Origin of the sequence: Antarctobacter sp., assembly GCF_048262615.1 — a bacterium.
Lineage (GTDB): Bacteria > Pseudomonadota > Alphaproteobacteria > Rhodobacterales > Rhodobacteraceae > Antarctobacter.
In genome coordinates this window covers 44,900-57,831 of sequence record NZ_JBLXFB010000020.1, presented here as the reverse complement: position 1 = coordinate 57,831, position 12,932 = coordinate 44,900, and the positions used below count along the sequence as shown (strand labels likewise).

The 12,932-nt window shown below is 64.4% G+C and carries 13 protein-coding genes; 7 read left to right on the top strand and 6 right to left on the bottom strand.

Annotation, left to right across the window (positions count from 1 at the left end; translation table 11 throughout):
- Nucleotides 1-7 precede the first annotated feature (7 nt).
- The 7 genes from speB to betA all read left to right on the top strand — a co-directional run bounded on the left by speB (nucleotide 8) and on the right by betA (nucleotide 6,853).
- Nucleotides 8-979: an agmatinase gene (speB, locus tag ACN0S5_RS18390; RefSeq protein ID WP_417210198.1), complete on the top strand. Its 972-nt coding sequence runs from the start codon at nucleotides 8-10 to the stop codon at nucleotides 977-979.
- Nucleotides 980-982: 3 nt separating this feature from the next.
- Nucleotides 983-1,765: an SDR family NAD(P)-dependent oxidoreductase gene (locus ACN0S5_RS18385; protein WP_417210197.1), complete on the top strand. Its 783-nt coding sequence runs from the start codon at nucleotides 983-985 to the stop codon at nucleotides 1,763-1,765.
- Complete coding sequence (locus ACN0S5_RS18380) at nucleotides 1,762-2,499, top strand: SDR family NAD(P)-dependent oxidoreductase (protein ID WP_417210196.1); 738 nt, start codon at nucleotides 1,762-1,764, stop codon at nucleotides 2,497-2,499. The genes ACN0S5_RS18385 and ACN0S5_RS18380 overlap by 4 nt, the downstream gene beginning before the upstream one ends.
- Nucleotides 2,496-3,386 carry a polysaccharide deacetylase family protein gene (locus ACN0S5_RS18375; RefSeq protein WP_417210195.1) on the top strand — a complete coding sequence of 297 codons (891 nt, stop codon included), beginning with the start codon at nucleotides 2,496-2,498 and terminating at the stop codon, nucleotides 3,384-3,386. Before ACN0S5_RS18380 ends, ACN0S5_RS18375 begins: the two co-directional genes overlap by 4 nt.
- A gap of 64 nt (nucleotides 3,387-3,450) precedes the next feature.
- On the top strand, nucleotides 3,451-3,615 hold the full coding sequence (locus tag ACN0S5_RS18370) for a hypothetical protein (RefSeq protein ID WP_417210194.1): 165 nt from the start codon (nucleotides 3,451-3,453) through the stop codon (nucleotides 3,613-3,615).
- 1 nt (nucleotide 3,616) lies between these two features.
- A complete protein-coding gene (locus ACN0S5_RS18365; protein WP_417210193.1) occupies nucleotides 3,617-5,086 on the top strand; it encodes a purine-cytosine permease family protein in 1,470 nt (489 codons plus the stop codon).
- A gap of 78 nt (nucleotides 5,087-5,164) precedes the next feature.
- Nucleotides 5,165-6,853, top strand: a complete 1,689-nt coding sequence (gene betA, locus ACN0S5_RS18360; RefSeq protein ID WP_417210192.1) for a choline dehydrogenase — start codon at nucleotides 5,165-5,167, stop codon at nucleotides 6,851-6,853.
- A gap of 104 nt (nucleotides 6,854-6,957) precedes the next feature.
- Here the strand turns inward: betA and ACN0S5_RS18355 are convergent, their stop codons facing one another.
- The 6 genes from ACN0S5_RS18355 to ACN0S5_RS18330 form a co-directional block, all read right to left on the bottom strand.
- Complete coding sequence (locus ACN0S5_RS18355) at nucleotides 6,958-7,755, bottom strand: inositol monophosphatase family protein (protein WP_417210191.1); 798 nt, start codon at nucleotides 7,753-7,755, stop codon at nucleotides 6,958-6,960.
- Nucleotides 7,752-8,789 carry a sugar phosphate isomerase/epimerase family protein gene (locus ACN0S5_RS18350; protein WP_417210190.1) on the bottom strand — a complete coding sequence of 346 codons (1,038 nt, stop codon included), beginning with the start codon at nucleotides 8,787-8,789 and terminating at the stop codon, nucleotides 7,752-7,754. The genes ACN0S5_RS18355 and ACN0S5_RS18350 overlap by 4 nt, the downstream gene beginning before the upstream one ends.
- Nucleotides 8,786-9,592 carry an ABC transporter permease gene (locus ACN0S5_RS18345; RefSeq protein ID WP_417210189.1) on the bottom strand — a complete coding sequence of 269 codons (807 nt, stop codon included), beginning with the start codon at nucleotides 9,590-9,592 and terminating at the stop codon, nucleotides 8,786-8,788. The genes ACN0S5_RS18350 and ACN0S5_RS18345 overlap by 4 nt, the downstream gene beginning before the upstream one ends.
- Complete coding sequence (locus ACN0S5_RS18340; RefSeq protein ID WP_417210188.1) at nucleotides 9,589-10,638, bottom strand: ABC transporter permease; 1,050 nt, start codon at nucleotides 10,636-10,638, stop codon at nucleotides 9,589-9,591. Before ACN0S5_RS18340 ends, ACN0S5_RS18345 begins: the two co-directional genes overlap by 4 nt.
- Complete coding sequence (locus ACN0S5_RS18335; RefSeq protein ID WP_417210187.1) at nucleotides 10,631-11,728, bottom strand: ABC transporter ATP-binding protein; 1,098 nt, start codon at nucleotides 11,726-11,728, stop codon at nucleotides 10,631-10,633. The genes ACN0S5_RS18340 and ACN0S5_RS18335 overlap by 8 nt, the downstream gene beginning before the upstream one ends.
- A gap of 73 nt (nucleotides 11,729-11,801) precedes the next feature.
- Entirely contained in the window at nucleotides 11,802-12,926 is a 1,125-nt protein-coding gene (locus ACN0S5_RS18330) for an extracellular solute-binding protein (protein ID WP_417210186.1), read from the bottom strand.
- Nucleotides 12,927-12,932: the final 6 nt, after the last annotated feature.

Genomic DNA, 12,932 nt, shown 5'->3' with positions numbered 1-12,932 from the left:
GCGAGCGATGTCTGAAAACGCCTATGACAAGGGACGCCTCAACCTGCCATTTGTCGGCATCTGCACCTTCGGGAAATCTCCCTATGTTGCGGACTGGGACCGGATCGATGCCGACGTTGCGATACTTGGCGCGCCGTTCGACTTCGGCACCCAATGGCGCGCCGGGTCGCGTTTCGGTCCGCGCTCGATCCGCGAGGCCTCGACGCTGTTTGCCTTCGGGCATGGCGGTGCCTATGACCACGAGGACGATGTCACCTATCTGCCAGCCGAAAAGGTCCGCATGGTCGATCTGGGCGATGCCGACATCGTGCACACCGATACTGAAACCAGTCACGCCAACATCGAACAGGGCGTGCGCCGCATCCTTGCGGCTGGCGCGCTGCCGGTGGTTCTGGGCGGCGACCATTCGGTCAACATTCCCTGCATCAATGCCTTCGACGAGGACTGCGCGAAAAACGGTCCGATCCATGTCGTCCAGTTCGACGCGCATCTCGATTTCGTCGACGTGCGTCACGGCGTGCGCAATGGCCACGGCAACCCCATGCGCCGCGCCGCCGAAAAGGACTATGTCAGCGGGTTGTCGCAACTCGGCATTCGCAATGTCTCCTCGACCGCGCGCGACGGATACGAGGACGCGCGGGCCATGGGCTCGGACATCCTGTCGGTCCGCCAGATCCGCAAGTTGGGCGTCGAGGCGGTGCTTGAGCGCATCCCCGAAGCCCGGCGCTACTACGTGACCATTGACATTGACGGCTTCGATCCGTCGATCGCACCGGGCACGGGCACACCTTCGCACGGCGGCTTCATCTATTACGAGGTGCTGGAACTTCTGGCCGGTCTGGCCAAGCGCGGCCGGATCGTGGGCGTTGATCTGGTAGAGGTCGCGCCGGACTACGATCACACCGGCGGCACGGCGATCCTCGCGGCGCAGGTGCTGATGAACCTGATCGGCCGCATCATGCATGCGCGCGAGGCCTGAGCAATGGGACGCATCAGATACGACTTTTCGGGCAAACAGGTTCTGGTGACGGGCGCAAGCCGGGGCATCGGGTTTGCCGTCGCCCAAGCCTTTGCCATGGCCGGCGCGGATGTGACCGTCCTGTCCTCCGGCCCGGACATCCACGAGGCGGCAAAGACCATTGCTGCGGCCTGCGGACGTCTTTGCCGTTCCGTCCGGGCCGACATCACCGACAGCGCCTCGGTCAAGGCCGCGATCGCCGATCTGGACCGGATCGACGTGTTGGTGAACAACGCCGGGCTGGAGCGGATCACGCCACTGCTCGACCCGGATGAGGCGATGGAAGACACCTTTCGCCGCATCACCGACATCAACGTCAACGGACCCTTCTATGTCACCCGTCACGCGGTGCCGAAGATGCCGGAGGGGAGCAGCGTCATCGTCACCGCTTCGATCTGGAGCCGCACGGCGGTGCCGGAATTCGCGGCCTATGTCGGCTCGAAGCACGCAAATCTCGGCTTCACGCGGGTCATGGCCAAGGAACTCGGGCCGCGCGGCATTCGCGTCAATGCCGTCTGCCCCGGCTGGGTCCGGACCGAGGCGGCAATGCTGTCGCTGACCAACATGTCGACGCGCACCGGACGCAGCGAAACGGACCTTCTGGACGAGATCACCGGCGCGCAGGTGCTGCCGGGGCTGATGGAGCCCGACGATATGGCGGCGGCCTATCTCTATCTTGCCTCCGACGGCGCCCGCGACATCACCGGGCAGGCGATCATGGTGGATCGTGGTGAGGTGATGGCATGACGGCGCGTGTTCTCATCACCGGGGCCTCCCGCGGGATCGGCGCGGCCACGGCTTTGGCCTTTGCGGGGCAGGGGGCGCGTGTCGCACTTGCCGATCTGCGCCAGCCCGATGCCACCGCCGCAGGCGCCCGCGAGGCGGGGGCGGCGGAGGTCTTGGCCATCGCCTGCGATGTGTCCGACGCCGCAGCGGTGACGTCGCTGCGCGACGCGACAAAGGCGGCGTGGGGCGGCCTCGATGTGCTCGTCCATTGTGCGGGCATCATCCACGAGGCCCCGCTTCTGGAAACCCCTGTGGCGGACTTCGACCGGGTCATTGCCGTCAACTTGCGCGGCAGCTTCCTGATCGGGCAGGCGGCGCTCGGCCTGATGAAGCCGGACGCCGCCAGCCCGCCGAGGGTCATCCTGATCGCCTCGGACATGGCCTACTACGGGCGCGAGACATTTTCGCCCTATGTCGCCTCGAAGCATGGCGTTCTCGGGCTTGTCCGAAGCTGGGCGAAGGAGTTTGCCCCCGGCATTCTGGTCAACGCCATCTGCCCCGGACCGATCGACACCGAGATGCTGGGTGCCGCCCAGATGAGCGCGGAATGGCGCGCAAAGGAGCTTGCCATCCCGCTGGGACGGTTTGGCCGACCAGAGGAAATCGCCTCGGTCGCGACCTTCCTTGCGGGCGACGGCGGTCGGTTTTTCACCGGGCAGGGTATTGGCCCCAACGGCGGGAGTATCATGCCATGATCGCCAATCCGATCCCCTGGCCGAACGGCGCAACATGCGCGGCCTGCATCACCTTCGACATGGACGCCGACAGCCTTGTCCACCTGGCCCATCCGAAAGACGGCCACAGCCGCGTCGCGGCGATCTCGATGCTGCGCTACGGGCCCGAGATTGCCATCCCGCGGATCGTCGAGAGCTACCGTCAGCTTGGCATCCGCCAGACCTTTTTCATTCCGGCCTGGTGCATCGAGACCTATCCCCAAGCGGTCGAGACCATCCTGGAGGGCGGGCACGAGATCGCCCATCACGGGTTCCTGCACGAACATCCGCGCGAGCTTTCCGCCGAGGATGAGGCGCATTGGCTGGACCGCGGCATCGAGGTGATCGTCAAGGCCACAGGCCAGCGCCCGCGGGGCTGGCGCGCGCCGCTCTACAACTTTTCGCACCGGTCCGCCGACCTTCTGGCCGAACGCGGCTTTGTCTACGACGCCTCGCTGATGGGCGACGATCAACCCTATCTGCTCGAAAGCGCGGCGGGCCGTCTGGTGGAACTGCCGTCGCACTGGGGCATGGATGACTGGCCACAATACGTTCAGTCGATGGATCTCGACTACATGATGCCGATCCGCGCGCCAGAGCAGGGTTTTCTGCCCTTCGCGCAGGAATTCGAGGCGGCCCGACGTCACGGCGGGCTTTGGGTGCCGGTGGTGCATCCCTTCGCAACCGGCCGCCTGGCCCGTTGGGAGGTCGTGCACCGGTTCCTCGAACAGGCAGCGACGCAGGGCGACGTGTGGTTCGCACCGATGGAGGAGATCGCGGCCCACGTTCTGAACGTCGTCAAGCAGGGCGACTGGCGACCGCGAGTCGACAGGCTGCCCTATTACGCGGACCCGGTCCGGGTGGGATGACGCCGCACGGCACGGGAACTGAGGAGATGCGGGCCAGGGCGGCCCGCCTGAACGGGAGGAAACCATGGAAAGATCGAGTGCCGACTGGCGCGCCGAGATCGGCAGACGCGCCGAAGTCTACGAAGCCATCGGGGACGAGGCCGAAGGCCGCATGACTGCGGTCGATTATCTCGGGATAGCCGCGCTGGTGCTGTCGCTGACCGTTGGTTTCTGGATGTGGGTGGCCTGACATGACAACAGATACGCTGCAAGACACCTTCCCGCAGTCCCCGACGCCACAGACATCGGCACAAGACTATTCCGCCGCTGCCGAACGCGGCGACGCGCCGCTTCTGCCGCGCGAACGTCTCTGGGGATTCAAGGAATTCACCTTCGCCAATTCCGCATTGGCGATTGCCACCTGGGCCTTCCTGATCGGCGGCGCGGTCGGGCTGTTCGTAGGCCCCAAGGAGGGCATCGCGGCCATCGTGATCGGCAACATTTTCGGCGTCGTGCTGACCGCTCTGGCCACCACCGTGATGGCGGGGCGCTACGGGGTCGAACAGTTCACCGGCATCCGCAGCCAATACGGCTACAACGGCAGCCGCCTTGTCTATCTTCTGGCGGTGATTGTCCTGACCATGGGATGGCTCGCGGTGCTTGCCATGATGTTCGGGCGCTCCATCGACGGGCTGACCGCGCTCGCGACCGGAGGAACTGCGAACCCGACCGGGGTCAAGGTCGCGATTGCGGCGGTCGGGGCGATCCTTCTGACCTGGCTGATCGTCGCGCGCGGACCGACCTCGATCAAGATGTTCAACATGATCGTGTCGCCGCTTCTCGTGCTGCTGATGATCGGCATGCTCTGGCTGATCTTCCGCCAGCACAGCTTTGCCGAACTGATGGGGATGGAGGCGCTCGATCCGCCCTTCGACGACAAGCGCCTGAACTTCATCATTGCCATCGAAATCAACATGGCGGCAGGGTTTTCCTGGTGGCCCTACATCGGCAATCTTGCCCGCCTGACCAAGACCGAGCGCACCGCCTTCTGGCCGAATATCTTCGGCATCTTCGGCGCGGCGGTCCTGGGCGAGATTGTGGGTCTTTTCGCGGCGGTGTCGATGGGCGACAGCGACCCGACGGTCTGGATGACGCAGATCGCCGGCGTGGGTGTCGGGATTACCGCGCTCGGCTTCATCGCCTTCGCCAATGTCACGTCGATGGCCAATATCCTCTACACCTCGATCGTCGGTCTGCGGCAGGTCGGGACGGCGGGCCTGCGCAAGATCGGCTGGGGGACGCTGCTGATTGCCTTCTGCATCATTCCGCTGGTGCTCGTCGTGGCCTATCCGCAGATGTATGACGGGTTCTTCAACTTTCTGGTGTGGACCTCCGCCCTCAACTCGGCGCTGGCCGGGATCGGGATCGCGGACTACTTCTTCCTGCGGCGTCAACGGCTTGACCTGCGCGCCTTGCATGGGCCGCAGACCGGCGGTGCGTTCCAGTTCCTGGGCGGTTTCAATCCGATTGGCCTATTCGCACTGGCCGTGGGCTTTGTCACCTATGTCTGGCTGTTCAATCCGCAGACACTCGATAACGTGACGGCCTTCCGTTACCTGACCGCCTCGCTGCCGTCCTGCGTGATCGCCGGACTGCTCCATTACCTGCTGACCCGGCTGTTCGCCAAGGGGCCGCAGTGGGGCGACTATCCCGGCAACTGAGCCTGCCTCGGGCGGCGGGCGCCTGCGCCCGCCATGCCACCAACCAAGCAATCCAATTTCAACGACGGAAGGTGCTTCATGAGCCAGTCCTTCGACTATATCATCATTGGCGCAGGGTCTGCCGGCTGCGTCCTTGCGAACCGGCTGAGCGAGGACCCGGCGACACGTGTCCTGGTGCTGGAATACGGCGGCTCGGACAGGTCCATCTTTATCCAGATGCCCACGGCGCTGTCGATCCCGATGAACGGATCGAAGTATAACTGGCGCTACCATACGGTGCCGGAACCGGGGCTTGACGGACGGCGGGTGCATTGTCCGCGCGGCAAGGTGCTGGGCGGGTCGTCGTCGATCAACGGCATGGTCTACATGCGCGGTCACGCCCGCGATTTCGACGAATGGGAAGAGCAGGGCGCGAAGGGCTGGGGTTACGCGAACTGCCTGCCGTATTTCCAGCGCGCGGAAAGCTGGAAGGGCGGCGGGGACGACTGGCGCGGGGACAGCGGCCCCCTGGCCACGAATGCCGGCAACGAGATGAAAAACCCCCTTTACCGTGCCTTCGTCGCGGCGGGGCGCGAGGCGGGTTATGTCGCCACCGACGACCCCAACGGCTATCTGCAAGAGGGTTTTGGCCCCATGCACATGACCGTGAAGGACGGCCGCCGCTGGTCCACCGCCAATGCCTATCTCAAGCCCGCGATGGCGCGGCCGAACCTGACCGTCGTGACACGGGCCATGACCCGGAGGATCGTGCTGGAGGGCAAGCGCGCCGTCGGCGTCGAATACGACCATGGGGGCAAGCGCCACATCGCCCGTGCCTCGCGCGAAGTGCTGGTGGCCTCCGGCCCGATCGGTGCGCCGCATCTGTTGCAGCGCTCGGGCATCGGTCCGGCGGACGTGCTGCGCAAGGCGGGCGTCGAGGTGGTGCACGACCTGCCCGGTGTGGGTGAGAACCTTCAGGATCATTCCGAAGTCTACATCCAGTATGCCTGCAAGGAGCCGATCACGCTGAACGGCAAGATGGGCCTCTGGAGCCGTTTCCTGATCGGGGCCGAATGGCTCCTGTTCAAGCGCGGGTTGTCGACCACCAACCATTTTGAAAGCGGCGGTTTCATCCGCTCCGACGCCTCGCTCGAATGGCCCGACATCCAGTTCCATTTCATGCCGGCCGCCGTGCGCTATGATGGCAAGCAGCCGCTCAAGGAACATGGCTTCATGGTCCTGACCGGACCCAATAAGCCGAAGAGCCGAGGTCATGTGCGTCTGCGCTCGGCCGATCCCTATGAACAGCCCGACATCCTGTTCAACTATCTCGACCGGGAGGAGGACCGCGAAGGCTTTCGCCGGTGCCTGCGGCTGACGCGCGAGATCGTGGCCCAGCCCGCCTTCGACCGCTTTCGTGGCGAAGAGATCGCGCCCGGCAACGATGTGCAATCGGCTGACGAGATCGACGCCTGGGTGCGCGAAACCATGGAGAGCACCTATCACCCCTGCGGAACCTGCCGCATGGGTGAGGATGACATGGCCACGGTCGACAGCGAGCTGAAGGTGCATGGCATCGCGGCGCTGCGGGTGATCGACAGCTCGGTCTTTCCCACCGAGCCAAACGCCAACCTAAATGCGCCGACCATCATGTTGGCCGAACGTGCCGCCGACATGGTGCGGGGACGGACGCTTTTGCCGCCGTCCAACGCCGCCGTCGGCACGGCGCCCGGCGTGGGCAAGTCCCAGCGGAGCGGCACGCCCCTGCGCCGGGTCGCTACGCAGTAGCGCGCCCGCGACGTACAAGTCGCGGCAGGCCCGGCATGGTGTCCGGGCTTGCCGTGCACGCCCCCTTGCGGGGCTTTCGCAGGTTTGGCGCCAGACGGCTGACGCTACGTGTCGGCCAGCCTTGCGATCACGGCCGCGTGCAATTCTGCATTCGCGGCCATGACCACGGTGTCGAACCTCCGGGCGTCGGGCAAAGCGCGCCCCTCCCAGTCGGTCACGACACCGCCCGCGCCCTGGATGATGCAAAGCTGGGGCAGGATGTCGTAGTCGTGGACATTCGCCTCAAGCAGCAGATCGACGGTGCCGAGCGCCAGAAGGCCGGCCGCGTAGCAATCGTGCGATGCCCTCTGAAAGCGCGCGTTGCGTGCAACGGCGTCGAAGCGGGCGCGCGTGTCCGCGCCGAAATGGTCGAGGGCGGATGTATAGACCACCGCGTCCTCGATCCGCCGCGTGTCACTGGTGCGGATCGTGACATCGTTGAGCGTGGTGGGGTGACCGGCCTTGCCGATCCAGCGTTCGCCTGTGATCGGCTGGTCGATGATCCCGAGCAAAGGCTCCCCGTCGTGGAGCAAGGCAATCTGGGTTCCGAAGGCGAGCGAGCCCGAGACAAAGGATTTGGTCCCGTCGATGGGGTCGAGAACCCAGCTCCACTCCGCATCCGGCTGGTGCAGCCCGTATTCCTCGCCACGGATCCCGTGGTCGGGGAAACGCGCCATGATCATCTGGCGCATCAACGCCTCGGCCTCGCGGTCCGCGATGGTGACGGGGCTGGCATCGGTCTTGGCATCCACCGTGATCCGGGTGCGGAAATAGCGGCGTATGACCCCGCGCACGGCGTCGCTCATCGTCACGGCGAGGTCCAGCATCGCGGGGGGACAGTCGTGGACGGTGCGGGTGATCATATGCTTGTGCTCCGGTGTTCTGCTTCGGCTGCGATGTCGTGCAGCATGGCCCTGACGGTTTCGACCTGTGTCTGCGCAGCGGCGGCCTCTTGCTTGAGCCGCAGGCCGAGGTCGACCGCGCCGGGGTCGGTGTAACTCTGGCTTCGCGCGGCGATAAATGGGTCGGGATCGTCCGTGGGACAGCGCAGGGCGGGTGCGAAGTACCCGTCTTCCTCTTCCAACCCGTAGGAGGTGACCTGCGGCCGCGTGTCGCCCAGCAGCAACAGTTCGGCCAACAGGGCATGCATGGGCAGATGCCCTTGCCCCGAAATGCAGGCGCGGTGACCCCAGCCGCCCCGGTCGGGAACAACGCAACAATCCTTGACATGCACCTCGGTCACATGCGCCGCCTGCCGTGCCAGCGCGGCCAGCGGGCGCTCATAGGCATTGATCATGTTGCCGAAGTCGAACAGCAGCGTCAGACGCGGATTGCCGACTTGTTCCACGATCCCGACCAGCTCGTCCGAGGTCAGGTCCTCGTGCTGTTCCAGCGTGAAGCACAGCCGACCGTCCGGGTCCAGATTGTCCAGCAGGCGGAGATCCTCTGTTGTCCGGGCGATGATTTCGGAGATGCGGCCCTCATAGCGCGGATAGCAACGTACCGACCGCGCGTTTGTCGACATGGCGATCGTCACAGCCTCTTCCAGCGCCGGGCGGTCGGTGCTGCTGGTTTCCACATGCAGGGCGAGCCCGCGCACTGCCGCAGCGGTGCCGAAGTTGTGCCGGGCTGTCTCGGTCATGGCCCGCAAGCTGGCGTCCTCGCCGTCCTCGACATGGATTTTCACCCCGTCCAGTCGTTGCGCTTGGGCAAAGTCGAGAAGGTCGGCGGGCGTCATCCCGCCAAACCGAAGGTTGAGGTGAAACGCATAGGCATGGGCAAAGAGCGGCGCGCTTCGGGCCCGTCCCGCCAAGACCCTGGCCCGATCCGCAGACAGCGCATGGATCAGCGCCCGCCAGTCGCCGCCGGGTTCCTCAATAGGAGAGTCCGGCCTCATTTCGCGGTCTCCGCGCGTCGTTCGCGTTGGCGCAGGATCGCCCAGCCGACGGCGCAGATCACCGTGACGACGATGAACAGGATACCGATCGCGTTGATCATCGGGCTCATGCCAAACCGCATCCGCGCGCCGATTTCCGTCACCAGCGTATGCCGGCCACCGATCGAAAAGATCGTCGTGTTGTAGTTCTCGAAGCTTTGCAGAAAGGCGATGACCGCGGCGGTGATGATTGTCGGGCGCAAAAAGGGCACGGTAATGCGGCGGAAGGCCTGGGCGCGTGTCGCGCCAAGGTCAAGCGCGGCTTCCTCCAGCGTCGTGTCCTGCCGCTGGAGCCGCGCCATGAACATCAGCATGGAGTAGGACGAGATAAAGGCCGATTGCGCAAGGATGGCGGTCACGATCCCCGCCGAGACCCCCAGATGTCGCCAGAACATCACCGTCGAGATGCCGATGATGAGCCCCGGCGTCAGCAGCGGCGACACCAGGATCGCGTAAAGCAGCCCACCGGATCGGCTGCCGAGCTTCGACAGCAGCAGCGCGCCCGACAGACCCATCGGCAACGAAAGTGCAATGACCGACGCTGCAATGATGAGCGAATTGGCCAGCCCGGTCCACATGCGTGTGTCTTGCCAGAGATCGCCGAACCACCGCAGAGTGAGCCCCTGCCAGACCGTGATCGAGGGCGGCGAATAGTTGTTGAACCCGGCGGCGACCATCACGAAGAGCGGCAGGAACATGTAAGCGAAGAAAAGCGCCATGTAGAGATGCAGCAGGGCCTGGCTGCGCGAAGCTGTCCGGGTCATTTCGCGATATCCTTCAGACTGACCTTCAGGAGCCGCATCATCACAAAGATGAAGACCATGCAGGCGGCCAGCAGGCTCAGCGCATAAGCGGCGCCGACGTTCCAGTTGGTCGCTTCGAAGAAGCGGTTGTAGATAAGCTGCGTGAACCAGGGCGCGGCGGTTCCCCGTGTCATGATGTAGGGCACGGCATAGGACCCCGCCGAGAGCATGAAGGTCATGATACAGCCCACGGCGATGCCGGGACGGGCGTGGGGAATGACGATCCGCATATGGATGCGCCATGTCGGCGCGCCGAGATCGCGCGCCGCCTCGATCAGATTGGTCTCAAGCGTCTCCAGAACGTTGTAGAGCGGGAAGACCATGAACAGGATATAGGCGTAGACCATCGCCACAAAGACGCCCGCCCCGCTTTCGAGAAAGGGAATGGGTTCGATGCCGATCAGGCCAAGGAGAGCGTTGGCGGGACCGCCGTAGTTCAGGATCATCTGCCACGCGAAAATGCGCAGCAACTCGTTGATGGCGTAGGGGATCACCAGCGCCAGCATGATCAGCGCGGCACGGTTCGGCGGCTCCAGCTTTGCCACCGCAAAGGCGATGGGGTAGCAGACCACGAGCGCGATTGCGGTCACCGCGAGAGAGGCCGCTATTGTCTTGAAGAAAATCGCCAGATGTGCCGTCCCCATCTGGGTGAAATTGGCCAGCGTATAGACCTTGACCGGCCTGCTTTCCTGTTCCTCGAGTTCCGCGATTTCGGTCTCGATCTGCGCCCGCGTGGTCGCAAGCTCGGCGAGCGTGGCAGCGCGCCCCTCGGTGTCGGCCCGCGCCTGGGCCTCTGCCTCATCAAGCGCCAGCACGTCGAGACGATTGTAGAGGCCGTCGATCCTGACCGAAATTTCTGCCGACCCGGCCGGGCGTTCCATGCGCCACAGCGACTGCTCGATCATGATGATTTGAGGCGCGGCGATCAGGCCAAGGATCCACGCCCCGGCAAAGAACAATATGAGTGCCGCCAATGGCGCCCCGAAGGCGCGGGTGAGCCTAGTCATGTGCCAGATCCCCTTGTGGCAGAACCAGAGCGTCGGCGGAATTGAACCCGAGCAGGACCTGCCCCTCTGTCCGGTCGACTCCGCCCTGATGCGGCAGGTGAACCGAGATAGAGCAATCTTTGGCGGACAGGGTCAGCGTCGAATAGGCCCCTTCCAGATCGCGACGCACCACCGCTGCCGGGAAACTGTTCTCGGCCGCGTTTGCGCTGTCCACCAGCCGCAGCCGTTCCGGCCGCACCATCAGCAAGGCTTCGCTGCCGACGGAAAGCCCCTTGGGATCGCGGGCGCGGAAGGAGCCCAGCGGCGTCTCCACCCGTGCGAACCCGTCGGCGGCCCCACCGACCCGACCGGGTATGACGTTCATCTCACCGACAAAGGTTGCCGCAAAGGCGGTGTCGGGATGGTCATAGACCTCGTCCGGGGTTCCGATCTGCGCGATCCGGCCTGCATTCATCACCGCGATGCGGTCGCTCATGGTCAGTGCTTCGCCCTGGTCATGGGTGATGTAAACGAAGGTGATGCCGGTGCGGGCCTGAATCTGTTTCAGCTCGGCCCGCATGTGCTGCCGCAATTTCAGGTCCAGGGCCGAAAGCGGCTCATCCAGCAGCAGCACCGAGGGTTCCACCGCAAGCGCGCGGGCAATGGCGACGCGTTGCTTTTGGCCGCCCGAAAGCTGTGCTGGCATCTTCTCGGCATGATCCGACAGCGCCACCGTGGCCAAAAGGTCCATGGCGCGTTCACGCCGCCGGGCCCGTGTCCAGCCGCGCATTTCCAGTCCGAAGGCGACGTTTTCCCAGATCGTCATCAAGGGAAAGAGCGCAAGGTTCTGGAAAATGAGCGCGGTGGGCCGGTCGGATGGACCGATACCCAGCATGGATCGCCCGCCGATGCGGACATCCCCTTCGGTCGGGTCGAGGAACCCCGAGAGGAGCCGCAGCAACGTGGTCTTGCCACATCCCGACGGGCCGAGAATGGAGAAAAATTCGCCTGCGCCGATCCGCAGGTCCGTAGGGTGAACGGCCTGGAAGGCGCCAAAGCGAACCGCGGCACGCTCCAGCTGTATTTCCGTTCCGACGGTGGTTACTGACATTGGACCCCCTATTTGATGCAAGGCGAAGGCCACTGGCGCGGTGACGTGACCGCGCCAGCGGCTGTCGAAACGCTCAGGCGTTGGTGAGCTTTTCGACGTATTCCTCGCGCACGGCCGAGAACCACGGCGTGAACATCGGCCACCACCAGAGGTTTTCGATCGCATCGCCGGCGTAGGCAAAGGCAAAGGCTTCTTTGTTGGCCTCGCTCAGATGCGCATCGGCACCGACCGCCGCCGAATTGTAGCCTGTGTTGTTGGCGAACATGCCGCCGATCTCGGGGCTGAGAAGGAAGTTCAGCAGGGCATAGGCTTGATCGACATTCGCGGCGCCCGAGGGAATCGCGGCAGTATCCATCCAGGCGAGAGCGCCTTCTTTCGGGGTCGTGTAACGCCATTTCCTGTCGACGTCGGAATGCAGCTTCAGCCCCGTCGTGTCCCAGGTCTGGCCGATGGTGCAGCCTGCATCCGTGAAGGCTCCTGTGGCCTCGGTCGCATTGTTCCAGTAAGCGCCGATGTTTTTCTTGCGCTCAGCGGCATAGGCAACGCAGGCCTCGAAGATACGGCGGGTATCCGCCTCGCTCTTGTACAGATCCATCGCGCGGTTCGACGGCACCTCGCCCGTCGCATCGAGATACAAGGCCAGACTGACCAATACCGATTTCTGACGCATCGCCACCTGTCCATCCAGCCCTTCGGCCCAGAGGTCGCCATAGGACAGTTGCCCCGGAGCGAATTCGTGAACGGAACTGTCATAGGTGATGCCCTCAGTGCCCCAGGAGAAAGGGACCAGGAAACGCTTGCCGCGCCGGGCTGCGCCCAGCGTCAGGGAATTGCGCCAGAGCGCCGGCTGAATCCGGTCGACGTCGAGCCGCGACTCGTCGATCTCTGCCAGAAGGTCGCCGGTGTCGTAGTTTGGCCGTGTATCGACCGAGGGAAAGATAAGGTCGAACCCCGTGCCACCGGCGGCGCGAAGCTTGCTGGCGGCCTCTTCGTTGGAGCCGTAGGTCGAGACGTTCAGCTTGATGCCAGTCTTGGACTCGAAAGCCTCCACGATGTTGGGCTGGAAGTAATCGCCCCAGGCGAACACGTTCACCTCCCCGGACGCGGCCAGGGCGCTCCGGACAAAGAGCGGCGCTGCAAGTGTTGCCGTGCCTGCGGCAAGAAGGGTTCGGCGGGTCATTGTGGTCATTGTGGTCATTGGCGT